A 26,262-nucleotide genomic window follows, 5' to 3' on the forward strand; every position below is an offset into this window, starting at 1 on the left:
TTTAACTTTTGTTGTTTTATTTTTTATTTAATTATGCTCATATCTATTTGTATACTTTTATATATTCTGTTTTAAATGTAAATTTCCTACATAATTTGGTGAATTTCTTCAATTTGATCTTACAAAAACAAAAATGCCCAGAATAAAAATTGGTTCTATAATAAAAACTCCGCATACAAAGATGTTCAATTCACCATTGCCTGCGGATCAAATACTACATCCTAGCTTTTTCTTTCATTTTTTGACCACTTTCAAGTATAAACAATGTTAAACATAACTTATTTAGATGCTTTGTTTTCAATACAATGTGCTTTATTTTTTGTATTAATTAAATACTTTATGGCAATTAAAGTAGTCATAACCATTGCAAAAGCAAAATTAATAATAATAGCATTTGATACACTCGTTAGTTTTAAAATTATTCCACATCCCGCCATAGATAACAAAGCTCCAACTCTTCCACAACTAGATTTTAAAGAAGTTAATGAAGAAATACGCTCGCTAGAAACATTTTTGGCAAATATATATTTGCTGATGAAGTCGAGCACTGTGAAAATAAACACATAGGTTATATAAACAAAAATAAATAAAACTTTATTTGTAGTGTTTAGTAAACTTAAAGAAAATATGAGTAATATAATTAGAATACTAAAATGCTTTCCTAGATTTTTATGAGATAATTTCGAAACAGGAATACTATACGCAAAAATGCTTAAAATTTGAAAAACTATATAAAATATATAAAAATTATATTCATTAATTCCTTTACTTAAAAATAAAGCTTGCCATAATTGAAAATGTGCTTGAAAGAAAAATTGTTCTACAAATGTCAAAGTAATCATTAATTTTAGAGATTCTTTTCCTCTGATTTCCTTAATTCCTTCTCTAGTTTGTATAATCATTTTCTTAAGCATTTCAGATAAAGAAATTGTTGTATTTGTAATACTTTCTCCTTTATAAAAAAAAGTAACACAAATAATTGAAGTAATAGTAAGTAGTATACTTACCCAGTAAAATCTAATTCCTATTTTATAATAAATAAAAGATCCTATAGAACTACCAATTAATAATGATATGAAGTTCAATCTATTTGCATTACTTATAAACTTATCTATATATCCTTCAGATAGTCTAAGATTATTGATTATTTCTGCATCTATTGTTCCTGTATCAAGTGCAGATGAAATGCCATACATAAACCAAGCTATAAACAACATCCAAAAACTATTCATATAAATAACAAGAAAAAACATCACTAATAGAAAAAACTTAGAATATACAAATACTAATTTTTTAGGATAAATATCTGATATTAACCCACTAGGATATTCGCTGATGAAAACAGCAAAACTATAGCCTGCTTGTATTATCATTATTTGAGGTAACGTTACTTCTTTAGACAATAATAAAACTGTCAATACAGAATGTGGTAATGAAATAGCAACTGTAAGAAGTACCAATGAAACGTAATAGACATATATATTTTTTTTAATACGTGGCTCTACTACTATTTTCATTACATCCACAATATTCACAATTTTTATCAATATATGTATCAATTTTATACGTTTCAAAGGTAACATTATTTACTCCAAATCGAGCATTTAATGATTTTATTTGTTGATAATTCCCATCCATGTATTGAATTATATCAGATGTTGCCATACTTGCAGCTAATGCATTATTATTAAAAGCCGATGGTGCAGAACTTCTTTTATTTAGTTCATCTACTTCTCTGCTAATAATGTCATTGTTACAATCAATTTTTATAGAAAATGTATTGTTGCACAATGGACAAGCAGAAATTCTTGGGATATAAAATGGGCCTATCACAGAAATATCATTTAGATACCCAACGTTTAAAAAGGGGATACTATATCTAGCAAAAGACCTAGTAGTTGCAAGTAATGCTTGATCAGTATCACCGGATAAAATACCCAAAGGTACATCTTCTTTTTCCAAATCTTTTAACAAAGAATCTAAAATATTTTCAGTAACATATTGACTTATTTCTATAACATTCAAAGTTGAATTTCTTCTTTTTAGTTCCCGAGCCAATACTTTTGATTTATATTCACCTATATCTGATTCATTGAACATGAATTGTCTATTTAAATTACTTTTTTCAATTCTATCACCATCTATTAATATAATCTTTTTAGGATTAAAAGACCCTAAACTATAACTCATAAAGTTACCAATACCTCCACAACCTACAATTATGATTATTGACTTATTAAAATTTTTTTCAGTAGTATCCGGATTTGAAACTACAGTTTCAAGATATAAACTATTTTTAAAGTGCATTTCATCTTTCTTAACAAAATTTTTTTCATAATTTGTAATCATCTTGTGTCTAATCAATCTTCTAAAAAATTCCTCTGGAATTTGTTCTCTATACAAAAAAGTTTTACACTCTTCTTCGGTGCGTGCATCTTTTAAAAATGATAATATTCTAAGTGACTTTTCAAACTCAAAATCATTAACATCATATTGCATTGTTCCAGCACCCAAAATATTTTCAGTTTTAGTTTTTCCGGCTACAGATATAAAACTAGTTTTATATCTCATTATACATTCCCCCTTACAATTTGAATATATCTTCTAAGCAACATTTATTTAATATCAAACATTAAAAGTACAATAATAATCCTATTATTGTACTTTTCTTTTACAATTATACTGAATAAAATTTTGTCATATAATTATTAGTTTCTTATTATTAATCTCATAATAACACCTCCTACTATAACAAGGTACTGTCAAGGATTTTTATATACCTAAGACAATAAACCTTTAATCTTACTTAGTTTTTATGTAAATAACTTGCCACCTCATCTAAAGTTGTTGTGGTTTTGAATCACAAGAACAAAATGCAACTTTTAAAAAGAAAGCAAGTTATTGCCATAATTGATTTAGCTCTAAAGATTATGTAATTTAAATTTTTTACTGCCTCAATATTTAACATAAAATTCCTACAAAATTACTTATTTTAAGTATACATTTGTCATCATATTATTGTTAATATCAATTATATATATATATATATATATCGTCAATAATATTTTTTCCATTTTTTTCTACATCATTCTGCATATTTCATATTAATTTCAATTATTTATTTTTTACTAATCAACTCAGATTTAAATACTAATGTATCTAATTTTTATCGATGTATAATATTCTGGTAAATTTCTTCAATTTGATCTTACAAAAACAAAAATGCCTATAGTTTAAAATTAAACTATAGGCATTTTGCAGTTTGTAGACAAAACAATCTGCCCGAAAGGGCAAATTTTTAATCTTGTATATGATTTATCCCTTAATTTGGAAAAAACATATTTTATGCTAAGAAAAATTGAAAAAATGAGCTGGTTTTTGGAGTTTTTTCACTTCCAATTTGCCAGCTTTTTTAAATTTAGACATGCGAAAGCAAGCAGGGTCTGCATTCGCACTTTATCTATTCCTCTAAGGGTTGTATAACACAGTCCATGCTTTTCTTTTAAATCAGCAAACACTCTTTCGATAGTCTGTGATCTGAGTGCATATATACTTTTATTGTAAGTAGTATGTCTTAAATGCTCTGCTTCTTCTAGGTATTCTTCCCAAACATGCCTACATACTACCTTTTTATTATTTTTACTACAAGTGCATTTATGTAAAAACTCACATTTTAAACAAACTTGCGGATTTGATACATATTCTTTGTAACCTTCCCTATTCGTAGTTGAATAGGTTAAAATCTCTTCCTTTGGACATATATAACAGTCATAGTATTCGTCATAAACAAAATCATGCTTTTTAAAAAAGCCTTTTTTAGTCATAGGTCGTTTATACGGCATAACTGGAGTAACATTATCATCTAGCAAAATTTTACATATATATGGTGTTTTATATCCTGAATCTACTGCAACAGCAGATATTTCTGTAAATTTTGATTTCACATTTTCATATAGTTCTTTAAATACTACACTATCGTGTACATTAGCTGCACTAACTATACTCGATAATACGAATCCTTTTTTATCACATGCCGCATGAACAGAATAAGCTAAAACTCTTTCTTTCTCTCCTTTATGAAACATACCACAATCAGGATCTACTATACTTTTTGTAATTAACTTTGTTTCTTGGTTTTGTTTTTTTTTAAAGGTTTTTGACCATGGATAGCTCTTGATTTTTCGATCTCTTCATCAAGAAGCTGTCTATATATTTTTGCTTCTTTAACAACTTCTTCTTTATAAGTTTTTTTCTTATTAGCACTTGCCTTTATGTGAGTTGAATCTATAAAAACTTCTTTCGGATCTACAAATCCAGCTTCAACAGCTTCGCTGAGTATTTTAGCAAATATCTCTTCAAATACATTCGAATTTTTAAATCTTCTAGCATAATTTTTACTAAATGTTGAAAAATGAGGTATCTCATCTTTTATTCCATATCCTAAGAACCATCTGTAAGCGATGTTCATATTTACTTCTCTTATTGTCTTTCTCATAGATCCAATACCAAACAGATATTGAATAAAAACTAGTTTGATAAGTACAACAGGATCTATGCTAGGTCTTCCTTTATCTTCAGAATACATTTCACTAACAAGTTCATATATAAAGTCAAAATTCATGACTGCATCAATTTTTCTTAGTAGATGATCTTTAGGAACAAGCTCATCAATAGAGAAAAAAACAAGTTGATCTCTATTTGTCATATCTTGCTTTCGCAACATAAAAATCACTCCAATATAAATGTGTATTTTTAGAGAGCGGACTCTAAATGGAATGGATAGGCCTGATTTAATGAACCTTGAAAGATTTCTTATCGACATACATCCTGAAGGCTATAGAAACTTTGAATGTTTGAGCTTGCGAGTTTCAAAGTTTCTAGAATTCAGGATGTATGGAGATTATAGAAATCTCAAGGTGAAATTTAAATGCCGCTCATTCCATTAGAGGACGCTTTAGCCTTAATTTATATTTTAGCATAAAAATAAAGAAAGCTTTTTGAAAAATTTTCAAAAAAGCTTTCCTGAGTTGAATTTGTCAACAGTCTGGAGCAGAAAATTTTTCTGCTCTTTAATAAATCTTATCTCATCATCTTGCATATATTGTTTGTAAATTCTACTGGATCTGATATAGGTAATCCTTCTATAAGAAGTGCTTGATTATATAATATATCTGTATATAATTTAAATTTATCTTTATCATTTTCATAAGCTTCTTTTAAAGACTTAAACACTTCATGATTTATATTTATTTCTAGCACCTTATCTGCTTTCACCTTTTGATCTGTAGGCATAGAATTTAATATTTTTTCCATTTCGATCGTAATATCTCCATCATTAGATAAACACACCGGATGAGATTTTAACTTTTTAGATGATCTAACACTTTTTACTTTTTCTTTTAGAATTTCTTCCATAGCTTCAAATAGTTTTTTGTTTTCTTTTTCATCAGTTTTAGTTTGGTTATCTTCTTCATTTTCTATACCTAGATCAGAACTTGATACAGATTTAAATTCTTTATCTTTATATGTCATCATCATCTTTATAGCAAACTCATCTATATCATCTGTAAAGTATAATATTTCATATCCTTTATCTTTTATAACCTCTGTTTGAGGAAGCTTATCTATTTTTTCTATTGATTCACCTGATGCATAATAAATATATTTTTGCTCTTTAGGCATTCTAGAAACATACTCATTTAATGTAACCATTTTCTTTTCTTTTGAAGAATAAAACATTAATAGATCTTGTAAATCTTCTTTATGAGCTCCAAAATCGCTATATACACCATATTTTAGTTGTCTTCCAAATGATTTATAGAAAATTTCATACTTATCTCTTTCATTTTTTAACATATTTTCTAGCTCTTTTTTAATTTTATTTTTTATATTTTTAGCTATAAATTTTAGCTGTCTATCATGTTGTAATATCTCTCTAGATATATTCAAAGACAAATCAGGCGAATCTACTACCCCTTTTACAAAAGCAAAATAATCTACAAGTAAATCAGGGCATCTATTCATTATTAAAACACCATTTGAATATAAATCTAATCCTTTTTCATACTCTTTTGTATAAAAATCATATGAAGCTTTTTCTGGAATGTATAAAATAGCATTATAACTTACTGTTCCATCAATGCTAAGATGTATATGCTTTATTGGTTTGTCAAATCCATAATGCTTTTCAAAATAAAAGTTATTATAATCTTCTTCTGTAAGTTCATTTTTATTTTTTCTCCATATAGGAACCATACTGTTTATAATTTCTTCTTCCACGTACTCTTCGTACTCATTTTCACTACCATCTTTAAGCCTTCTTTTGCTTATATCCATCTTAATTGGATATCTTATAAAATCTGAATATTTTTTAATAATATGTCTTAAATTATATTCATCTAAGTATTCATCGAAGTTTTCATCTTCTGTATTTTCTTTTATGTTAAGTATAATTTCTGTACCAAAATCATCTTTTTGACACTCATCAATACTGTATTCTTCTACTCCATTTGATTCCCATTTATAAGCTTTATCACTACCAAACGCTTTAGTTATAACTGTAACTTTGTCAGCTACTAAAAATGCTGAATAAAATCCTACTCCAAATTGACCTATTATATCATATCCATCTTTTAACTCGTTTTCTTTTTTAAATTGTAATGATCCACTCTTTGCTATTGTTCCAAGATTTTCATCAAGTTCTTCTTTTGTCATACCTATACCAGTATCGATAATTTTTAGTGTTCTATTTTTCTTATCTGGTACTATTTTTATATAATAATCTTCTTTTTTAAAAACTAGCGAATCATCTGTTAGCGTTTTATAATAAACCTTATCAATAGCATCACTTGCATTAGAAATAAGTTCTCTTAAAAAAATTTCCCTATTCGTATAAATTGAGTTTACAACTATATCTAGTAATCTCTTAGCTTCTGCCTTAAACTGTTTCTTTTCCACTTAAAGCTCACCCTCCCTAGTTCGTATTAAGTGAGAATTTTGATAGAATGTGTTTAGCACTCATTTTTAACGAGTGCTAGTAACTAATTTTTATATATCATATTTCCAATCTTTATGTCAATATATTTCTTTTTTAGATTTTTTCTTATAAAACTATCTTTCTTGAGCTATATTACTCTCTAGTAAGGCTGATTTTAAATTATCTAGACTTAATTTTTGGCCATTAAGTATAATATTATTTTTATCAGTTACTTGTACAAAATCATTTCCTATCTTAAACTTACTGTCTTGTTTTATTAAAGATACATTTTTTATCTTACTTACTTCTTTAAGTATCTTATATGTATCTATTTCTACCCTGCTTTTTAATTTTAACTCATGCATTGTATCTGCTTTGTTAAGTAGATACAATGTAGTATAACTTACATTTCTTGTTCCATATTCAACAGGAGCTATGGGCCCTATTTTTTGCCACTCTTCAGTTTCAAATCTATAATAATCTAGATCTTCTTTACTTTTATTGCAAGATAGTTCTGTGCATTGTTTTCGCTTGTACTTATAGTATTTTTTTATCTTAGCATAATAATGTATACCACTTTCATTACCAAAAGATTTTTTAGGCTGGTAAAACGCTAAGTACTCTATACCTATTCTTACATTGGATAACGTAGACACTGGAATATGATAAAATTTATTATTTTTATAACTTTGTAAGTGATCTATATCTTTTACATTTACTATCATTACATTTTCATTTTTGAATTTATAATAATCTTCACTTTCATCAAATATAGGATTTGTATTTTTTGCTTCTATATATGATAAATTTAATATATTACATAAATGCTTTCTTATAAGAGATGTACTTCCTGGAAGCATAGGGAATGCTCCTATATTTACCTTTTCTATGCTTTTGTAGAACTTATGCTCTTTAAACTTTTCTTCATCAGAATAAGGAAACATTACATACGCTCCAAACGTATTGTATCTAAACTGCATACTATCTTCCATCTCACTGACTATAGAATCTCTGTATCTGTGCATAACATTTATATCTTCTTCCATAGGCCCAATTATATTATTATCATCTATATGCAGCCTGTACTTTGCATCAAATATATATATCCTATCTTTTCTAGAATTATCTCTTAAACAAAGTACGGTATCTGGCTTTTGATTAGTAGTGGGAAGATTAGAATAACATTTATTATACCAAAGCTCTATTTTCTTTCCTTCTTTATTTTGATAAATTCCCTTAGATTCTTTATTTTGCATTAAAGATAGAGTTATTCCATTTGAAGTTGCCTGTATAATAGATTGTGTGTATGAATTGTAACCTATCTCCCTTAAAATATTATGTAACTTTATATAACACCATATTTCATATAAATTCCAAAGTTTTTTTGGAGTGATATTATATAGTCCTTCATACACATCAAGTCCCTTTTGGAGTAATGTATAATAAAAATATATTTCTTTGTACCCACTAGCCATCTTGAATACTAATGTCATAGACTTATTGTTATTTAAATCAGATATATCCCTAAAAAAAGTATTTAAATAACTAGTTAATCTACCTTCAAAATTATCTAATAACCTATAATAATCTTCTTGGATCTGATATTTTTTATATATACTCCTTTTAAGTTCTCTAATTCTTTTAATTATATTCTTTATCATATACTTTATATATTGATTTTCATATATATCTAAAGTAGTTACCTTCTTGACTTCAATAGCTTTAGTTGAACTTGGATTTTTTCTTAAATGTTTTATAGTTTCCTTAGTAGATATTCTTTTACACTTATCTTTATCTTTAAGATAGTAATTATTGAAAACTCCATGTTTTGGATGCTTTTGTATTCTATTTATTGCTCTTTCTAATTTTGTGTATATACTACGTAATATAGCTAAAAATTCTACATTACTTTGATTTTTAGTTTCTTTAAAATCTACACTTTTGAAAGTCTTTCCTAAAAAATCAAATACTAACGATGTAATTTCTTCATTAACTTCTCTTAACATTTCTTTATAGTCTTTTATATAATCTAGTTTTGATGGAAAAACTTCTATAATAAAATTCATAACTTCTACATTTTTATTTTTTATTTTAAACTCACAATATCCTATATCTCCATTGAATTTAATATTTCCTATTATGTTTTTTCCATATAAAACCATACTTTGTCTTATTTCTTTGTCATTATGGTAAATATCAAATATTTTATCACTCTTGTTTTCTAAATATATATTATATGTACCATCTTCAAAAAAGCTAGGTCTCATTGAATTAGTATTGTTTTCTACTAGGTAGTCATCATCATCTATAGTTTTTACACTTGGAATATATACATCAGATTTAACAGACACATAAGAACTCATATTTAAATTAGAGTTTATAGCTTTAAATTTTTCATTTTCTGTTTTACCAGATACGTAGATACAAAAATCTTCTGTTTCTATTTGAAGTATAGTTTTAGTACCAGTAGCTAACATACCCATCGTTTACATATCCTTTTAACATATATATTATTTTATTTGCAGATTTTCTGTATTTTATATTGTTATTATCTCTTAAATACTTTTCTGCTTTTTCTATATAGTCCACATCACTATCTATTACGTAATCCTCACAAACAAAGTTAAATAACTCTATCAATATATCTCTTATGCTTGTCTCACTTCCATTTATAGCTGGAAGTATCTTTTGCATTATTTGATAATCAAAAGCCTCATTTTCATCAAGCAGCTGTGCTTTTTTATTTTCTATCATATAAAATAAAATCTCATCCCTTACTCTGTAAGCAAATTGCTTTTGGGATTTTTTAAGAATATTATTTAGCTTTATTATTTTGTTATTTATACCTCTTGCATAATCTCTGTATTTTTCTTCTATATCTGTAGCTTTTAGGTATGTTGTTTTTAAAAAATCATTATTTAAAAGGATTGGATGTATTTTTTCATCATTTAATTCAACAAATAAATTAGATAAATCTACATCAGAAAATTCTATCGTATTTGCTCTATCTAATACTTTTCTACTAAACTGAAATGTAGTATCATCCATATTTACAGTTCCTATTATATATAGATTATCTGGTATATAAAGGTCATGTATTATATTATCTGTAATTATTTCATCTTCTAACTTTTCTCTACTTTCTATAACACTTAGATAATCACTAAAATAATATTCAACTCTAGCTAAATTCATTTCATCTAAGCATACAAAGTATGGCTTGTCCTTATTTTCATTTGCTTATTTTATTATCTTTGTTAAGCTTCCTTCTACAAAATCATCATTTAAATTTTTGTATCCTATTAGATCTGTGCTGTCATTCCAGTCTGGTCTTACACTTATCATACTGAATCTATTATTAGCACGGATTGACCCCTTAATTTTGGACAAAAACTCACTAATACTTTCAATATCATAGTATTTTATTTTGACCTTGTCTGATTTTACATTAATATTTACCTTCATCAAGGGTAAAGGCTACGCCCCCGCTAAGGCGGGCCCTTGATTTCAGCTAAATATTAATGTGTAGTTATTTGAGGGCAAAATATCAAAGTTTTACTACTAGTGATTTTGCTGTACCTTCTAAGGTTTTATAATAAAATTCTGTTGGTGAAATATATCCTAGTGAGCTATGGATTCTAGTTTTATTGTAGAATTTAATATATTCAGATACTGCTTCATAAGCCTCAGCGTAACTATTAAATTCGGACCTTGACAAACATTCATCTTCTAATAGTCTATGAAAAGCCTCAATATGGGCATTTTTATTTGGAGTCTTAAATGGTATTCTTTCGTGTTCTAGTTTTAGTTCCTTGCAAGTATCTTGAAATTTATTGCTGATAAATTGTGGACCATTATCTGACCTTATAACTAAGTTAGTTTCTTTATTATAAAGCCCTCGCTTCATCAATGCTCTTTTAAGGGCTATAATTATGTCCTCGGTTTTACAGGATAAACCTATGTGGTACTCTACTACATTTCTATCATATACATTTAAAAAGGAAGCTATATAGAAGAATCTATCTTCACCATGTATATAACCGTATTTAACATCTGTTTCCCACAGGGAGTTTGGCCATGTTATTTCTCTATTTTTAGCTATTTTTCTAGGATGCTTAGCTTTAATTTTTCTTTGAGACCTTAAGATTTCAAGTTCTTTACATAATCTATATACTTTTTTCTTATTTATGATTAAATTAAATTTTCTCCTTAATAACACAGTTATTTTGTAATAACCATAGTACAATCCCTCTGTTTCTATGATTTCTAATATATATTCTTTTATTTGTTCATCACAAATGCGGTTGCCATCTTTATCAAAAGAATAACCAGGAATTGGTCTACCACCTTTATTCGTTATAATATCTTCATTTACATCTTCAGATTTAGCTCTTTTTTTAATGTTGTAATAATAGGTAGACCTACTTAAGCCTACAATTTTAAGGACAATAACTGCGGTATATCCTAGATCAATCCATTTCTTTGCAATGTTAACTTTATCTTCTATTGTGGGTTCGTTTTTTTTAAAAGGTCTCTAAGAATGGCTATTTCTAAATCTTTTTCACCTAGTAATTTTTTCAATTGTTCATTTTCTTCTTCTAAAGATTTAGCATTAATATTATTGGAATAATTAGAACTTGGAATTAATCCATTTTGCTTCTTTGACTCCCTAACCCAGCGAGTAACAGTGCCAGGAACTAAATCGTGTCTTCTTGCAACTAAAGAAGCATTGCCTGTTTCTTCTACTTCCTTAACAATTTGACGCTTAAATTCTTCTGGATACCTTTTACCTTTCCCTTTCAATTTAGACAACCTCCTATTAATTTTTATTTTACTAAATTAGTGTGCGATTGTCCAAATTGGTTAGGGGGCTTAATAGAGTGAGGAATGCATTAAAAGTGCAATTTCATTTATAGTTAATCCCCCTTTATATTTAGTTCTGGTAAAATATATTTGTTGTGCACGATTTCTTGTATCTAGTAAGGCCTGCATTTCGGGTGTTCTTATTGTTGCTGTAGCGGGTATTTCGACACGAGGAGGAAATAACCGAAACATATATTTTTCCACTGCTTCGGACAAGCCTTTTAAAAGATGAAATCTATAACCGATTTGAATAGCTTTGGGATGAGCTTCTGTTATAGCAGAAGCATAAATTTGTGAACCATATCTAGATACAATCTCAATATTTGGATAATTCCTTAACCATTCTATAGCTGGCTCTTTATCTCTAGAATTAAGTATATCAATTATTCTGTGGGAATCAAGATCAACCATAATAGTTCCATAAGAATATCGCTTCTTAAATGCAAAATCATCTATAAAAACTCTAATAATACCATTTTCAAGAAGTGATATATAATCTATTCCTATGTAGTTATTAAATAAATTAATACAAACTTACTTTAGTATAAACTATATCAATTTAACTTAAATATTTCATTATGGTATTCTATATGTAGAAAAAATATAGAGAGGGGTTTTATATGAAAGATTTATTGAAAAAATTACCATTACCAATTACAGGTCTTATGCTTGGATTTGCAGCATTAGGAAACTTAATCCAATCCCATAGTGAAAGCCTTAGAAGCTTGTTTGGGTTAATCTCAGGTATTATCTTTGTATTAGTTTTATTAAAAATTATCATGCTTCCAAAAGGTGTTAAAGAAGCTCTTCAAAACCCAGTTATTGCAAGTGTATTCCCTACATTTTCAATGACAATGATGCTTTTAGCAACATACATTAAACCTTTTAGTGGTGGAATCGCTAGTTTGTTTTGGTTCGCTGGACTAATTCTGCATATAGTTCTTATGATATCTTTTACTCAAAAATTTGTACTAAATAATAATTATAGTATTAAAAAGGTCTTCCCTAGCTGGTTTATCCCTTATGTGGGAATTGCAGCAGCTAGCGTTACATCTGGTGCAGTTGGAATGCAATCAATAGGAAGAATTATATTTTGGTTTGCTTTAGCTACTTTTGTGGTATTGCTTGTAATTGTTTTAAAGAGAGTTTTTGTGGTGAAAGAAATGCCTGAACCAACAATCCCAACAATTGGAATCCTTTCAGCACCTGCAAGTATATGCTTAGCTGGATATATGAACTCATTTGAAGTGAAAAATATAACCCTTGTTTATGCCTTACTAATAGTTGCTCAAGTTTTATATTGGGGAGTAATACTTTATTTACCAAAGATACTAAAGCTAAAATTTTACCCAAGTTACTCTGGATATACATTCCCATTAGTTATAAGCGGATTAGGATTAAAGCTTACTAATGGATTCTTAACTAAAGTAGGAAGTCCTATTTCATTCCTTCCAACATTGGTAACTATAGAAGAAATAGTTGCTGTAGTAGCATGTATTTATGTATTAATTAGATTTTTAAGATTCTTATTTGAAACAGAAAAAGTAGAACCACAAACAAGTAAGTAATTAAAAGTAAAAACATGGAGGAGATATAATGGATATTAAAAGCAGTGTGGAATTAATCGAATCATATTTAGATTTAGACCGTAAACCAGTGGGAGTTAAGTTTTTCTTTAATAAAGATGAATTTGATAACTTTGAAGTTCCTCAAAAAGATCGCAAAGTCACATATTGTAACTCTGTACAACTTGCTAGTAGGGGGCAGGCTATGAAATTAACAAAAGCAAATCAAGCATGCCCAAATGGAGCCTTTGCATTACATTTTACAGAAGTGCCAGAACCAATTGCTAATGGAAAAGGTAGATTCAGCAAACATATTTACAAGGATGTGGAAACATCAAAAAGTATTAATGATAATATGCTTTTCTTAAAAGAACAGCTTGCAGGAGTTGCAGTTATGCCTCTTGAAAACTATACTGAAGCACCAGATGTTGTAATTGTAGTAAGTAGTTCCTACAATGTTATGAGAATGATTCAAGGACATGGCTACTTTAATGGCTATACAAATAACTTGAGAACTGTTGGACTACAAGCAGTATGTCAGGATTTAACAACATACCCTTACAACACTCAAGATATCAATATCTCTTTATTATGTCCAGGAACTCGATTAGTTGCTAATTGGCAAGCTAATGAAATAGGAATTGGTATTCCTTTTGCTAAATGGTACGAAGTTGTACAAGGTGTTATTGAAACAACTAATCCTTTTGAAAGAGATAAAAATAAGAAAGGTATCGTAGAAAGATTAAAGGCTCGTGGATTAGATGCTAGCGGAATCATATTCGGTCAAAACTATGATGATGGGTCATATAGCGGTGGAAAAATAGAAATTGAAGAATTAAGTAAATAATACAAAGAACTCCTGTTTAAAAGCAGGAGTTCCTTTATCTTATCTTAGAGGGTCTAATTAATTTTGTATTTTAAATAAATCCCATGCACTAATCCGACAAGAATTATCTGACTGGATAAAAATTACAATTTTATTATCTTGGTTTTATACTTGCCAAAACTATTTTATTTTATGCATTAAAATGTTTAGTTTTGGCAATAGTCTTAACTATCTAGAGATATGCTCATTTATAGATATAGTGTAGATATATCTTAAATAAGATTCTTTGTTTTTCTTGAGATACAGGCTTTAATCCAGTCTTACAGGCTGTTTTAAATCCTGTATCTCTTCTTTATCCTAGCTTTCAAGGTAGATTTTTAAGAATTTATGGATATTAGCTAGCTTTAAAGGTGTTTCTCTAATCTTCCTTCAAAGAATATGGTTAGCTGGTTTAAAATGGAATCCCATTTCTGTACCTTTGAGTCCATTTCTTGATTAAATTCTGGCTTGCAAGAAGGGCAACATCCTCATTCGCAGCTTCTATCTCTTGGAATTTCCAGCTTCATATCTCCTCTATGGGGAATAATGCGATTTACTACTATGGCTTCAACTATACTATTATTCTATTAACTTTTATGCATTCAACACATAATAGATTTGCTTCTAAAAACTTTTTTCTTTCCAATCGTCTCCTAATATTGAGCGTAGAAGTAGCCCATGTATTCTTCTATCCAAATACTTCATAGTTTTCAACCTTATAATTTAATTGAGGAAATTGCATAATTAACTTTTTTAATCAAGGTTAAAAAAGAGTATAAAGAATTAGCCCATTAATAAATGGGATTTTGAAATTATTATTAATATTTTCAACAGTAAAATCCTCAATTCTTAGTATATTTATATAGTTTGTTAAGCTGCTTTACTCAAAGATTTCATTGTGTTTATTGCTATGGTACCTGATATTAGTGCTATGCAATTTAATATTGCGTGGACCTTGACTTTTTTAATACCTTTAGACCTTACATTATCGAGGTTTAGGTAGCATTTTAATCTACTAAAACACCTTTCTATGGAGGTTCTTTTATCATATTGCTTTTTCCAATCATCTGTGTATCGTAAAGGATAACCATAATACCTTGGATTTTCTTTATAGTTTACTTTAAGGGTATAGCCGTAATTAGAGCTTGAGCACCAGTTCATCCCGTGTGGACAATCACACCGTCCTAGGGCATGAGGGCATCTAAATTTTAAATAATTTCCATCTTTGCCCCAGTAAACTAACTTGTAACCTCCTGAACAAATAGGATTAAAATCTTCATCTAATCCTTCAGGTGGAGCATAGCTACCCCTTGGATTGTAAGCTATTATTGGAATGCCTTGATATTCGTTGATTATGGCCTTGTAGACATAATCAAGATCATAGGCAGAATCCATAGCATAATATTTAGGTTTAAAGGTATCTTTATAGTTTTTAAAAAATTGCTCAATTAAAGGTAAAGCCATCGTTCCATCATAATTACTAGCTGGTGTAACTAATATATCCAATGGTAGTTCGCTTTTGGAATCACATAATATATGTAGTTTCCAGCCGAACCAGCGTATATTGTTGCCATTGGTATCCTTTTTCATTCCCCAGTTAGGATTAGTTCCATCATCAGTAATATCTTTTTTAGGTTTAGCAGCCTCATATGAATCTAATTTTGTGGAATCAATGGAGATATGCTCTCCATCAATAATATCTAGTTCTTTAGCTTTAATAACTAGATCATAAAATATTTGTTCAAGATGTTCAGAATTTGACAGCTTATCAATGAACCTACTAAAAGTAGATTCAGATGGCACTTCACCAAGAACATCAAAACCACAGCTGTATCGTAGTACAGGGTTTTCTTTAAGTTTAATGACTAAATCTTTGATAGAATTAATTTTTTCAACTTGCATAGCTATTAAAGAATAAATCAAACATTCGGGTTCATATCCCTTTGGACCCCTAGAATTATCGGATTTTCTTAGTTCATTAGCAAGCTTTGAGACATCAATTTGTTCTAAAATTAATTCTAATCTAGTTTGTTGCTGAAATTTAATAATTTCTTCAAAGGAAAAAAAGAGTTGTTTGTCGAATATACATATTAAGTGGTTTCACTCCTTTCGGATTATTTTGCTGTCACTTAATATATTCGACATTTATGGGGTGAAACCCTTTTTGCTTTGAGAAAAAATTTAGTAAAATCAATGGTTTAAAATTATGAAATTTACTCAATTCTTTATTAATCTATATAAATCCTTTTTAAAGAATAATTTTTCATTTTTTCAACTATACTTTAACTTTTAGAGGATTTATATGTAATGTGTTGAAGTATATGAATATACTTATATTAAGAAAGGTTGGTGTTAGAATGAATTTATCAAAAAGAAATAGATATACATTATCTATTTTGCTAATTATAAGTGCAGTTATTCTAATGTTTAATACTAATAACGATCCAACTCCTCTTATTAATAGAATATTTAAGCCAACAGATTTTATGGGAGGAACTTTTTATTATGGAGGTATTTTGTGCATAATATTGATTATTGTAGGACTTTCAGGAATACAATCTAAGATATTTAAAAAGGATGCTTCAAAGATTATTGCTCTTATATTAATTCTTCAACTTACTATTCCTTTGAATAATTTTAGTATTAAGCTTATTAAGAGTATGTCATCTGATCTAAACTCAATATATTACAATAGAAATGAGCCTAATACATTAAAAATACAAGTAGGTGATGGTGGTGAATTTATACGTTATACATTAGAATTAGAAAACTGTAGCAACATACCACAACAGTTCTACCTTAAGATAATAATGCCTGATTACTATGAAGAGTTAATTGTTGAAAAAGAGCTTGTAGCTAAAGAATTGGATCTTAAATCTGATAAGATATTTGTTTTACAAGGTAAAGAAAAAAAGAAGATTGAGGCTGTTTTCTCAGGGGATATAAATGATAATATTATAGAAAAGCCAGGTTCTGCTTCTTATATTACTAAAGATATTGAATTTGTACTAATTAACGACAAAGAAGAGGTTAGATTTATTAGTCGGTATTAAATCCCTTACTAATATCAGTAAGGGATTTAATTATCCCCAATAAGTAAAGTATGCTTTTCTGAAAGATAGGGCTTCAGCTAAATGATTTATATTTATATTCTCACTACTGTCTAGGTCTGCTATTGTTCGTGCAGTTTTTAGTAGTTTGTAATAACTTCGTGAGCTTAGTTTGTATTTTTGAAGAATCTGTTTTGCAAAATCTTTGCAAGTTTTATCAAGATAACAATATTTGTCTATATCTTTTGTACTGAGTTGGTTATTAGTTTTTATATTGCTATTTTTATATCTTTCTCCTTGTATATATCTTGCAGCATCTACTCTTTTCTTTATTTCACTAGATGATTCTATATTAGTTTGACTGTCAAAGTCTTCATAATCTAAAGGTGTCATTTCAATAAATATATCAAACCTATCAAGCATTGGCCCTGATATTTTATTTAAGTATCTTTGTACCTGACTTGTCTTGCATTTACATTCTCTTGTTAAATCCTTATAATACCCACATGGACAAGTCTGTGTTTAACAGTGCAACTATTTTAAAAAACAAAAAAGAGCCGAAAGGCTCTTATATTAATGATTTTAGATAACTGCGCCATGGCAGGAACGGATAAAGTTCTACCAGTTTTGCGAAGACTTCTATGCTCGGTTTTTTTCTACCAGCTTTGTAATCGCTGATAGTTGTTTTTTCTCTTCCGATCTGTTTACTTAGATCGGTTTGAGAACAAGGAATTAGCATTAGCATATCACTAAAACTAAGTCCTTCTCCTGTTGCTATTTTTTCAGCAAATGCTAAAGGAATACTTACTTGATAGAAGTCGTATACTTCTTCAAGTAAATTATCTATTATTTTTTTGATTTCTTCTACTGGATCTTGGAGATGCGGTGTTTCTACAACTTCACCATCTCCAAATCTCATTATCCCTCCTTTTATTTTGACAAATATAAAAACTGTTTGTTGATCTCTTGTAAAATAAACAGAGATAGCAGTATCTTTGTAGCTGTATAATTTATTATCTATATTATATTTTCCTAATATCTCTAATATAGCATTTGGATTTTTACTGAAGTACGCAGTTTTTAGCTCCTGCGTACTTTTACCAACTATTGTTATTGATCTCATGTCTTTTATATTTTTAAATAATTTTTCTTTTTTATTTAGCATAAAATCATCTCCTTTTTTTATTTTGCAGTTTTTTAAGAGAACTGCAAAACTCTTTTTTTTTTAAACTTCTTTTTCTTTTAGTGTACTGTACAGTTGACCTAAAACTATACCGTTGTCAAAGCATCCTTGTTTGAACGCTTCTAATTTTTTTAAAATCATCTCTTTTTTTCTATATTTATACTCAATCGAAAGTTCAAAATCATTTTCGATTTTTTCTTTGTTTTCTTCATATATTTTTTCGATTTTCTGAATCTCTTTTTCAGCTTCTGTTATTTCTTTGAAATTGTTTATAAAAAAAGTTGAGTCATCATTTTCAAGTAAATTTTTTATTTTTTCTATTTTTTTGTTTATACTATTTGTGTAATCTTTTTCCGGATTTTCTGCATTCTTTTTTGCTATTACTTCTTCTTTAACTTCTTCTAATTTGTTTATTATTTTCTCCATCTCCTTTTTAATATCTTCAGCCCACTTTATTTGTTTTGCTGTTCCTTTCATTTTTGATTTCCCCTTTCTTTTTTTTTATTTTTTTGTTTTCTTGATTATATTATACGCTAAAAGCGTACTTTTATGCAATACTTTTTTTAAAAAATTTTTTATTTTTTTTGCATTGAACTACTCCCACTTTCGCTTCGCTTAGAAGTGGGAGATTCCTACGAACTTCGCTCTACCGAGCGAATATTTAGTAGGCTATCCCCGTTGTTCCAACGGTTAATCGCAAGGCTTCCTTGCGAAGAATAAAAAAAGAGGTAGCCAAATGCTACCTCTCAAAAGTCATTATAGTTGCTTCAAATCCTGCTTGTTTTAATCTATCAACTTGTCTTTCAGCGTTTTCTCTACTACTGAAAGAACCTGCCATAACTCTGTATAATATGTTAGAATTATCTATTTGTTGTACTTGCTGTGTTTGTACAGTTTTCTCTCTATATTGAACTCCTATCTGCTCTAATATAGCTGTTGTTATAGCTTTTACTATTTCATCTTTTTTAGTATCAAATAACTTATTATCTTGAGAGTTATCTATAAATCCAATTTCTATCAAAACAGCAGGCATTTTTGTTTGTCTTAATACATGAAAATTAGCTGTTTTAATCCCTCTATTTCTAAATCCTACTCCAACTAACTTCTCCTGTACTCTGTTTGCCAATTGTCTTGATTGTTGACTTGCATTTGTGAATACAAATGTTTCTACACCCTGTGCTTGTTCAGGCTTAAAAGCATTTCTGTGAATAGATATGAAGTAATTTGAGTTGCTTCTGTTTGCTAGGTCTGTTCTTTGTGCAAGTGTTAAAGTAGTATCTGTTGTTCTACTTTCTATTACTTGCACGTTATGTCTTTTCAGCTCTTCAGCAACTGCTCTTGTAATTTGTAATACATCGTTTTTTTCTAGCCTTCCTTTGTAAGTCGCACCCGGATCGGTTCCCCCATGTCCTGCGTCTAAGAAAATTTTCACAATATCTCCTCCTTATTTATTTTATTGTTTTTTTCTTTTACTTTTAACAACGTATTTCTAATAAAATCCGGCAAAGGCAAACCTAATGAGTCTAAGTTTTCGCATATACTTATTCCTTCGTTACTTATGTAAAAATATGTTGTTGCTGTTCTAAAAAGCGGTACTTCCATTCCAGACACAAGATCTAGTTGATGTGCTAATATAAGTGCTATAAATATAGCTATTTTTTTATTAAGACCTTTGAAGCCGATACTACTAGATAGTTCTTGCTGTCTGTATGCTTTCATAATTCCCGTAACATAATCACATATCATTAATATCGCTAATATTTGTACTGTTGTATCCCATCTCCCTATCAAGTATGTTAATATGCTTCCTACTCCTGATGTAATAGCATTGATTATGTCTTTTTTATCCATTTGCACCCTCCCTTATTTATTACTCTGTTTCTTTTATTTTGTTTTCTAACTCTTCTACTCTCGCCATTAACTTTTGCACTGCACTCCACAAAATAGAGACAGTGTTATACGTGTCTATTGCTTCATCGTCAAATAAGATTTCCTTGGGACAACCATTTTCTATTACAAAACCATATTTTTTTCTATCAATTCCATTTTCAAATTCATCTTTTAAATTATACTTGAATAATTTAGCGTCTTTTACAATTTTTTCAGTATCTATATCTAATTCTTCAACGTTCGTTTTCCACTTTATAGACGAACCCGTCGGGAATGACGATGCCCTTATAGGTCTGTATGTTATAGTACCACCCGCATTCCAACCATTTCTATTAGTTACTCTTACCTCACCCGTATCTGCCACACCAATATAAAGCCCACTCGAAGCATTATTGGATACAATCCCATTAGTACGTAAGGCAGTACTTTCTAGTGCCAAATTAGCACTTCCAGCACCATTTCTATAATACCTATCATCCAAACTCTCTCCATTCCACGCAAAACCGTTCGGTGAGTTGACAACACCATTATGAAATACGAAATAATTTGTCCCAGAATAGAACCTTAATGTTCCATCTGCGTCCAATGCTTGAATACCTGCCCTAAAAACACCGTTACTGGTACCCGATAGTAACCAAGTTGCAGAAGCACCAGTTCCCATCACTGCATTAAATGCACCAGTTGAAGTTCCGTTTGTGGACCCCCAAGACGATGAACGTCCTGTTGATTGAACAAAGTTTGCATTTAATAGAGAATTATGAGTATGATTTCCGACGGCAACAGTAGATGAGGTAGTCCCAAGCGGTATTCTGTTTATATTTAATCTGCCAGATGTAATTCTACTAGCGTCTATATTCGCATTATTTATAGAACCATTTACATTAATATTACCATTAAAATAACTTTCTCCCTGTACATCCAAGGAGCCTTGTTGCCATATTTTACCCACGCCAATTCCAGTCTTGCTAATACTCAACGCCATTTCACCAGTCGACAAAATAGCATATGATATTGTTGTATTGAATTTATCTATTATTTCAAGTCTAAAATCATATGCTTTGTCGATATCATAACCAGTTAAAATGTTTGTCCCAGTCAGGTCTGTTGTTATCGTTTGGTCTACTCTTGTACTCCAAGTTGTGGTCCCTCTCTGCCTAGAAAGTATCCTGTAATTTAATGTGTTTTTGTTATTTAACCAAGATACAGTTGCACTCCTAGTTACCAAAGCGTGGTTACCTAACGGGTTTGGTGTTCCGTCAGCATTACATCTCTGCACGCTAAACGTTTGTATAAAAGGTGTCGAATAAGGTAATACGTTTATGCTTACACTTTTAGTAGAGGTTCTACCCCTGCTATCTGTAACGGTGCCTGTTATCGTAACAGCACCACTACTTGTGATAATATTACTCGTAGCAGTTTGACTGTTATAACTCACGCCATCGACTGTAATTCTATAACTAGTTATAGTTGAAAATTTCGAACCAGTTGCACCTGTTATAGCTAAATTAAGTCTTGATAAATTTTGTACATATCCACCTATTTCAGTTGCAACAACACTTACATTCTCACTATGCGTTATAGTATTAAACGTCGGTACTATTGAACTCGCCACTGTTGCGGTCCTACTTTGTGAAACTGTATCCCCAATTTTAGTACTACCGCTAAACGTTGTAACAAATAGTGTTACGGTTGCAGTTGTAGAGTTTGGTATTAACCGATAAATAGCGTCTTGTTCGGCAGTAGATAGATTTACAGTAGTACTAGCACCAATCCCAGTTCTTGTTGCAATAGTCGTATTTCCAACCTTAAACTCCAAAGTGTGTGTGAATGATGTTGAGTGTCTATTCAACGAAATTGGAATACTATCCCCTATTGTGAAGTTGTTGTAAGTGGTTATTGTACTCGCCCTCGGTATCGGCTGTAGGGTAAAATTTTGATTTGCTATTGATACTGTTCCATAATACGTTCCCGATAAAGTTACATTCAAATCAACATTACCGCTTATACCAAAAGTTCTCGTTCCGTCTGCGTTATGCGATATTGTTCTACTTGCAGTAAACAACAACTTTTTTTGATTACCGCTCAAGCTGATATTTGCACTACTAGTTGAATAAGTGGTACCATCTATTGTTATCCTTACTGTTTTTCCAACACTAGAGTTTATCGTATAACTGCTCCCGCGACTTATTAAGAAAAAGTTAGCTGTGATTGTACTAGTGTTATTTGTTATATTTTGATTAGCAGACCACTCTATTTGTATAGAGTAGCCTGTTCCGAAATTATTTGTTAGCGTTCCACTTAAAACTGACATTAATTACCACCTACCCATTTAAAGAAAGTCATATCATCATTGTATTTTTCTATAATGTGAGAACCTATCACAGCTGAATTTAGCACATGAAGTGATTTGATATACATTTTTTGCCCATTCACATATGCAGCAACTTGCCCGTTATCTAAAAAACTCATCTGTTCATTTGAAATACTTATTTGCAACGGACTTGTTGATTTACCTATTGTAAGTCCTTGTTGACTAAAATTAAAATAAGATTTTACATTACTCAAATCACCCTCAACGTCGCTCAATTTCCCTGTCATTTGACTAAATTCTAAATTAAGACTTTGTGCAGTTGATTTTATTTCAGACCTGTACGCAGTTGTCAAGTCATCTCTTAAATCTATTAACTGAGAACTTACTGTTCCAATTATAGCGTCAGAGGTTTGCGATATCTCACTTTGCATATTAGTAACTACCTCGGATGCTGTTATGTTTGTGTGCTCTATTGCATCTTTAAACTGAGTATCTGTATAAGTCCTTACCGCTTGAATTTCTTCATCTACATCTTCAGGAGCAGGAGTCCAATCTGTTGCTTTGTTGCCTTTTTCAAATTTTATATCAGTAATATAAATATCAAATGGTTTACGAGGTTCTCCACCTATCATTACATTAAAACTATCCTTATCCAAATCAGTAGATGTAAATGAGAAAGTATATCGTTTTGGCTCATTAGTAAGTGGAAACTCAGATCTAGGTTGTGGATTATTTCCATCTGCTCCTACTTGATGAAATAAAACTCTTGCACCACCTTCATATAAATCTGTTTTAAATGCTGTAAATGATATTGTAAACGGAGTATTTTTTTCAAAATACCTTACAGTTTGTTGTATGCCTCTCCAATCTGCTGTATCATTTTGAGTAAGATGCACCCAATATTTACCGTTAATTTCAACAATTTCTCTTTGACAAGTACCCCAATTTGCCCAACGTGTTAAATCACCAGTTTGAAAATTACTATTCCTTAATAAATTCCTCCCACCAATCTCAATCCCATCAACTCTTGCATCAGCATGAGCTTTAGCCTCAGCTATGCCAGCATTAAAAGTTTCGGAAGTTACTCTTTGAGTTATTGCTATGTTTGAACTAATATCAAGAGAGCTTCCAACATTACTTGATAGTTTATCCACTGATATACTTCTTGCTTGTATTCTATCAGCACTAATGAACCCCGACGTTATTTTAGCTGCGTCCAAGTTTGCTATTTTTGCGTTTGTAATAGCTCCATCAGCTATTATTGCGCTTCCTGCAGTGATTGTATTTGAGGCTATATTATTAGCAGTGATTGTATTTGAGGCTATTTTACCACCTGTTATAGTGCCTGCTACAATTTTATCACCTGTTATAGCGTTAGCTGAAATATGTGTATTTTTTATAGTGTCGGCAGGTATTTTATTTTCTGTTATAGAATTATCTGCTATTTTATCACTTGTAATAGCACCTGTTGAAATTTGTTCGTCTGTGTGTAATTTCCATTCGCTTGCTATACTACCTCGCTGTAACATAGGCTTTGCTATCCAAATTATACCATTTTTTACTAAATGAAATCTTACTCTTACTTTTGTTGTTCCTGCAGGGGCTGTACCACTCACATGAAATCTTTGCCAAACATTATTATTTGCAGGTAATATTGATGCACCAGTTTTAGCAATTCTTGAATTATCATTATTATACCATTCTAATTCAACTGCTGCCCCAGCGTCTATTGAGCTTTTATTAGTTGTATATGAATATACACTTGCTACAAATCTTCGCCCTTCTGTTGCAGGTATAAATTCACTAAATAATCCATACCATTTATTTGTAGTTTCTCCTGTAACTTCCGACTTCATTGTTACAGTATTGTCGTATAAAAAACTTGTATCTCTAACCCACTTATTAGCGCTAATCGTCCAGTATGAAGTATTGTTTATAAAATTTGTATTATGAATTAAATTATCTCCGTCTATTGTTAAAGCCCCCGCAACTATATTGTCGGCTTTTAAATTTATTACATTTACTCGACTTGCATCTATTGTACCTGATGTTATTTTGTTTGCTGTAAGACTAACAATTTTTGCGTCTGTTATTGAGCCGTCGGCTATTTGAGCTGTTCCTACAGCACCCGATTCTATTAAAGCAGTTGTAATTGCACCCGTAGTTATTTTTGCAGTTGTTATACTTGCATTTGCTATTTTTGCAGTATCAATTGACCCATTAGCTATTTTAGCATTTGTAATTGCACTATCTTTTATATTAGCTGTATCAATTGTAGCATTTGCTATTTTAGCACCTTGTATTGTAGCGTTTGCAATTTTTGCATTAGTTATCGCACTATTTGCTATTTTAGCGTTGGTAATACTACCATCTTCTATTTTCGCACTTGTTATTTGACCATCCCCTATTTTTGCAGTTGTCACTGCCAAATCGTCTATCATAGTAGTTGTTACTCTTAAGTTATCTATCCTTGCGTTTGTTGCTTGTATGTCTGCAACATTTGCTTTGTTTACTTGTAAATTATTAATTTGAGCATTAACAGCAGTTAAATCTGATACATTTGCCTTGTTTACTTCCAAGTTGTCAATTCTAGCACTCGCAGTGTTTAAGTCAGCTATATCTGCTTTTGTTGCTATTAGATTTTCAATTATGCCTTCGTTCGCTATGATTTTCGATTCAACGACTTGTAACTTTGAATTGTTTTGTTCTATTTCTTCTCTAATCTTGTGAGTCAGATCTGCGAATGTCTGAATTAAGTTGCTTAAAACTACTCTTGTATTACGTCTTCGAATTGGGTTATATTCAATTTCTACGATTCTAGCGTTGACATCTATGTCTAAGTCTTCGTCTATGACTCTAATCTCGTCACCTAGTTCAAACTTTTCTATATCTTTAAATTCGTCTATTTCGCTGAGATCTAAAAGATCTACCTCGTAAGTAATATACGGGTTTCCTAGTGTATCTCTTTGTATGTTGTCTACTAGCTTTTTTATACCTTTCAGATTTTTAGAGAGTCTGAATTGAAGTCCGTCATTTCTGCCTATTTTCTTTAAAAAATATATATTGTATTTATCATAATTAATTTCTGCGTCAAATCTTTTAGCCAAATGATGTAGTAATTCTCTTTTGTTTTTTTCTGTTGTTATATTAATATCTATTCTTTTCGTTACGTCTGTACATACTAAGTTGAACTCTGTGTCTTTCAGTAGTTCAGTAACTAAAGCTTGTGCTGTTGCATTTGTAAATATAAATTGAGGCACTATATAGTCAATCAATTTGTAGCTTACTTGTTCACATAAAACATGTATAAAAAGTTTGTTTTCTGAAGTTCTTTCTTTCTCGTATTTTGCTATTTGAAAAAATTGATTATCAACTTCTATGTAGTTATTGTGATGTATATATTCTGTTTTAAGTTCTTCAAGTATAGTAGTAAATTCAAATATATATTCTCCGTTGATTTGCTTTTTTATTTTTGCTGTTACAAAATTATCGAGTATAACTAACGTCTTTCCTTGTGAATTGAAAATTTTTGCGTAGTTCAATTAGCATCACCTTCTTA

The 26,262-nt window shown here is 29.9% G+C and carries 19 protein-coding genes and 2 pseudogenes; 3 read left to right on the forward strand and 18 right to left on the reverse strand.

The window, feature by feature from the left end:
- Nucleotides 1-278 precede the first annotated feature (278 nt).
- The 9 genes and pseudogenes from JWYL7_RS05460 to JWYL7_RS05500 form a co-directional block, all read right to left on the reverse strand.
- On the reverse strand, nt 279-1,583 hold the full coding sequence (locus JWYL7_RS05460) for an MFS transporter (RefSeq protein ID WP_066070085.1): 1,305 nt from the start codon (nt 1,581-1,583) through the stop codon (nt 279-281).
- Entirely contained in the window at nt 1,489-2,499 is a 1,011-nt protein-coding gene (locus tag JWYL7_RS05465; protein ID WP_331722113.1) for a ThiF family adenylyltransferase, read from the reverse strand. Before JWYL7_RS05465 ends, JWYL7_RS05460 begins: the two co-directional genes overlap by 95 nt.
- Nucleotides 2,500-3,389: 890 nt before the next feature.
- A pseudogene (locus tag JWYL7_RS10290) lies at nt 3,390-4,723 on the reverse strand (IS1182 family transposase).
- A 356-nt stretch (nt 4,724-5,079) separates the two neighbouring features.
- Nucleotides 5,080-6,957 carry a molecular chaperone HtpG gene (htpG, locus tag JWYL7_RS05475; RefSeq protein WP_066070090.1) on the reverse strand — a complete coding sequence of 626 codons (1,878 nt, stop codon included), beginning with the start codon at nt 6,955-6,957 and terminating at the stop codon, nt 5,080-5,082.
- Nucleotides 6,958-7,110: 153 nt separating this feature from the next.
- A complete protein-coding gene (locus JWYL7_RS05480) occupies nt 7,111-9,459 on the reverse strand; it encodes a DUF2357 domain-containing protein (RefSeq protein WP_066070093.1) in 2,349 nt (782 codons plus the stop codon).
- Complete coding sequence (locus JWYL7_RS05485; protein ID WP_066070096.1) at nt 9,434-10,171, reverse strand: DUF8727 domain-containing protein; 738 nt, start codon at nt 10,169-10,171, stop codon at nt 9,434-9,436. The genes JWYL7_RS05480 and JWYL7_RS05485 overlap by 26 nt, the downstream gene beginning before the upstream one ends.
- Nucleotides 10,172-10,216: 45 nt before the next feature.
- Nucleotides 10,217-10,441: a hypothetical protein gene (locus JWYL7_RS10405; RefSeq protein ID WP_149683779.1), complete on the reverse strand. Its 225-nt coding sequence runs from the start codon at nt 10,439-10,441 to the stop codon at nt 10,217-10,219.
- Nucleotides 10,442-10,523: 82 nt separating this feature from the next.
- Nucleotides 10,524-11,779, reverse strand: a protein-coding gene (locus JWYL7_RS05490; RefSeq protein WP_432264168.1) for an IS3 family transposase whose coding sequence is annotated in 2 segments (ribosomal slippage) — nt 10,524-11,485 and nt 11,485-11,779 — 1,257 coding nt in all. Because the reading frame shifts where the segments join, the coding sequence is not laid out codon by codon here.
- A gap of 69 nt (nt 11,780-11,848) precedes the next feature.
- The gene (locus tag JWYL7_RS05500) at nt 11,849-12,367 is read right to left on the reverse strand and encodes a transposase (protein ID WP_083528297.1); all 519 of its coding nucleotides are present in this window, start codon (nt 12,365-12,367) and stop codon (nt 11,849-11,851) included.
- A gap of 92 nt (nt 12,368-12,459) precedes the next feature.
- Here JWYL7_RS05500 and JWYL7_RS05505 point away from each other — a divergent pair, with 92 nt between their 5' ends.
- On the forward strand, nt 12,460-13,407 hold the full coding sequence (locus JWYL7_RS05505) for a TDT family transporter (RefSeq protein ID WP_066070105.1): 948 nt from the start codon (nt 12,460-12,462) through the stop codon (nt 13,405-13,407).
- Nucleotides 13,408-13,435: 28 nt separating this feature from the next.
- Nucleotides 13,436-14,251, forward strand: coding sequence for a DUF169 domain-containing protein (locus JWYL7_RS05510; RefSeq protein ID WP_066070108.1), 816 nt, complete (start codon nt 13,436-13,438; stop codon nt 14,249-14,251).
- Nucleotides 14,252-15,139: 888 nt separating this feature from the next.
- Here the strand turns inward: JWYL7_RS05510 and JWYL7_RS05515 are convergent.
- The gene (locus JWYL7_RS05515) at nt 15,140-16,360 is read right to left on the reverse strand and encodes an IS5/IS1182 family transposase (RefSeq protein WP_072280183.1); all 1,221 of its coding nucleotides are present in this window, start codon (nt 16,358-16,360) and stop codon (nt 15,140-15,142) included.
- Nucleotides 16,361-16,590: 230 nt separating this feature from the next.
- On the opposite strand from JWYL7_RS05515, the gene JWYL7_RS05520 reads away from it, so the two are divergent.
- On the forward strand, nt 16,591-17,322 hold the full coding sequence (locus tag JWYL7_RS05520; protein WP_066070114.1) for a hypothetical protein: 732 nt from the start codon (nt 16,591-16,593) through the stop codon (nt 17,320-17,322).
- A 30-nt stretch (nt 17,323-17,352) separates the two neighbouring features.
- Here the strand turns inward: JWYL7_RS05520 and JWYL7_RS05525 are convergent, their stop codons facing one another.
- The 8 genes and pseudogenes from JWYL7_RS05525 to JWYL7_RS05555 form a co-directional block, all read right to left on the reverse strand.
- Complete coding sequence (locus JWYL7_RS05525; RefSeq protein WP_331721909.1) at nt 17,353-17,712, reverse strand: magnesium chelatase subunit ChlI family protein; 360 nt, start codon at nt 17,710-17,712, stop codon at nt 17,353-17,355.
- Nucleotides 17,704-17,823: pseudogene (locus tag JWYL7_RS10780) on the reverse strand (ATP-binding protein); the annotation flags it as partial. The gene JWYL7_RS05525 and the pseudogene JWYL7_RS10780, both read right to left, overlap by 9 nt.
- Before the next feature lie 64 nt (nt 17,824-17,887).
- Nucleotides 17,888-18,484, reverse strand: a complete 597-nt coding sequence (locus JWYL7_RS05530; RefSeq protein WP_066070120.1) for a helix-turn-helix domain-containing protein — start codon at nt 18,482-18,484, stop codon at nt 17,888-17,890.
- 60 nt (nt 18,485-18,544) lie between these two features.
- Nucleotides 18,545-18,979: a hypothetical protein gene (locus JWYL7_RS05535; protein ID WP_066070123.1), complete on the reverse strand. Its 435-nt coding sequence runs from the start codon at nt 18,977-18,979 to the stop codon at nt 18,545-18,547.
- Between the two features lie 262 nt (nt 18,980-19,241).
- Nucleotides 19,242-19,934, reverse strand: a complete 693-nt coding sequence (locus tag JWYL7_RS05540) for an N-acetylmuramoyl-L-alanine amidase (RefSeq protein WP_331721908.1) — start codon at nt 19,932-19,934, stop codon at nt 19,242-19,244.
- The gene (locus JWYL7_RS05545; RefSeq protein WP_066070128.1) at nt 19,931-20,353 is read right to left on the reverse strand and encodes a phage holin family protein; all 423 of its coding nucleotides are present in this window, start codon (nt 20,351-20,353) and stop codon (nt 19,931-19,933) included. Before JWYL7_RS05545 ends, JWYL7_RS05540 begins: the two co-directional genes overlap by 4 nt.
- 19 nt (nt 20,354-20,372) lie before the next feature.
- Entirely contained in the window at nt 20,373-22,703 is a 2,331-nt protein-coding gene (locus tag JWYL7_RS05550) for a DUF859 family phage minor structural protein (RefSeq protein WP_066070131.1), read from the reverse strand.
- Complete coding sequence (locus tag JWYL7_RS05555) at nt 22,703-26,245, reverse strand: phage tail spike protein (protein WP_066070134.1); 3,543 nt, start codon at nt 26,243-26,245, stop codon at nt 22,703-22,705. Before JWYL7_RS05555 ends, JWYL7_RS05550 begins: the two co-directional genes overlap by 1 nt.
- Between the last annotated feature and the right edge of the window lie 17 nt (nt 26,246-26,262).

This window comes from Alkalithermobacter thermoalcaliphilus JW-YL-7 = DSM 7308, from assembly GCA_001584565.1.
Classification (GTDB): Bacteria; Bacillota; Clostridia; order Peptostreptococcales; family Peptostreptococcaceae; genus Alkalithermobacter; species Alkalithermobacter thermoalcaliphilus.

What these genes read in the sequence shown, in the direction of transcription:
- JWYL7_RS05460 (WP_066070085.1), bottom strand. Translation starts at nt 1,583, where the DNA reads ATGTTACCTTTGAAACGTATAAAATTGATACATATATTGATAAAAATT.
- JWYL7_RS05465 (WP_331722113.1), bottom strand. Translation starts at nt 2,499, where the DNA reads ATGCAATATGATGTTAATGATTTTGAGTTTGAAAAGTCACTTAGAATA.
- JWYL7_RS05480 (WP_066070093.1), bottom strand. Translation starts at nt 9,459, where the DNA reads ATGGGTATGTTAGCTACTGGTACTAAAACTATACTTCAAATAGAAACA.
- JWYL7_RS05485 (WP_066070096.1), bottom strand. Translation starts at nt 10,171, where the DNA reads ATGAATTTAGCTAGAGTTGAATATTATTTTAGTGATTATCTAAGTGTT.
- JWYL7_RS10405 (WP_149683779.1), bottom strand. Translation starts at nt 10,441, where the DNA reads ATGAAGGTAAATATTAATGTAAAATCAGACAAGGTCAAAATAAAATAC.
- JWYL7_RS05505 (WP_066070105.1), top strand. Translation starts at nt 12,460, where the DNA reads ATGAAAGATTTATTGAAAAAATTACCATTACCAATTACAGGTCTTATG.
- JWYL7_RS05510 (WP_066070108.1), top strand. Translation starts at nt 13,436, where the DNA reads ATGGATATTAAAAGCAGTGTGGAATTAATCGAATCATATTTAGATTTA.
- JWYL7_RS05520 (WP_066070114.1), top strand. Translation starts at nt 16,591, where the DNA reads ATGAATATACTTATATTAAGAAAGGTTGGTGTTAGAATGAATTTATCA.
- JWYL7_RS05525 (WP_331721909.1), bottom strand. Translation starts at nt 17,712, where the DNA reads ATGACACCTTTAGATTATGAAGACTTTGACAGTCAAACTAATATAGAA.
- JWYL7_RS05530 (WP_066070120.1), bottom strand. Translation starts at nt 18,484, where the DNA reads ATGCTAAATAAAAAAGAAAAATTATTTAAAAATATAAAAGACATGAGA.
- JWYL7_RS05535 (WP_066070123.1), bottom strand. Translation starts at nt 18,979, where the DNA reads ATGAAAGGAACAGCAAAACAAATAAAGTGGGCTGAAGATATTAAAAAG.
- JWYL7_RS05545 (WP_066070128.1), bottom strand. Translation starts at nt 20,353, where the DNA reads ATGGATAAAAAAGACATAATCAATGCTATTACATCAGGAGTAGGAAGC.
- JWYL7_RS05550 (WP_066070131.1), bottom strand. Translation starts at nt 22,703, where the DNA reads ATGTCAGTTTTAAGTGGAACGCTAACAAATAATTTCGGAACAGGCTAC.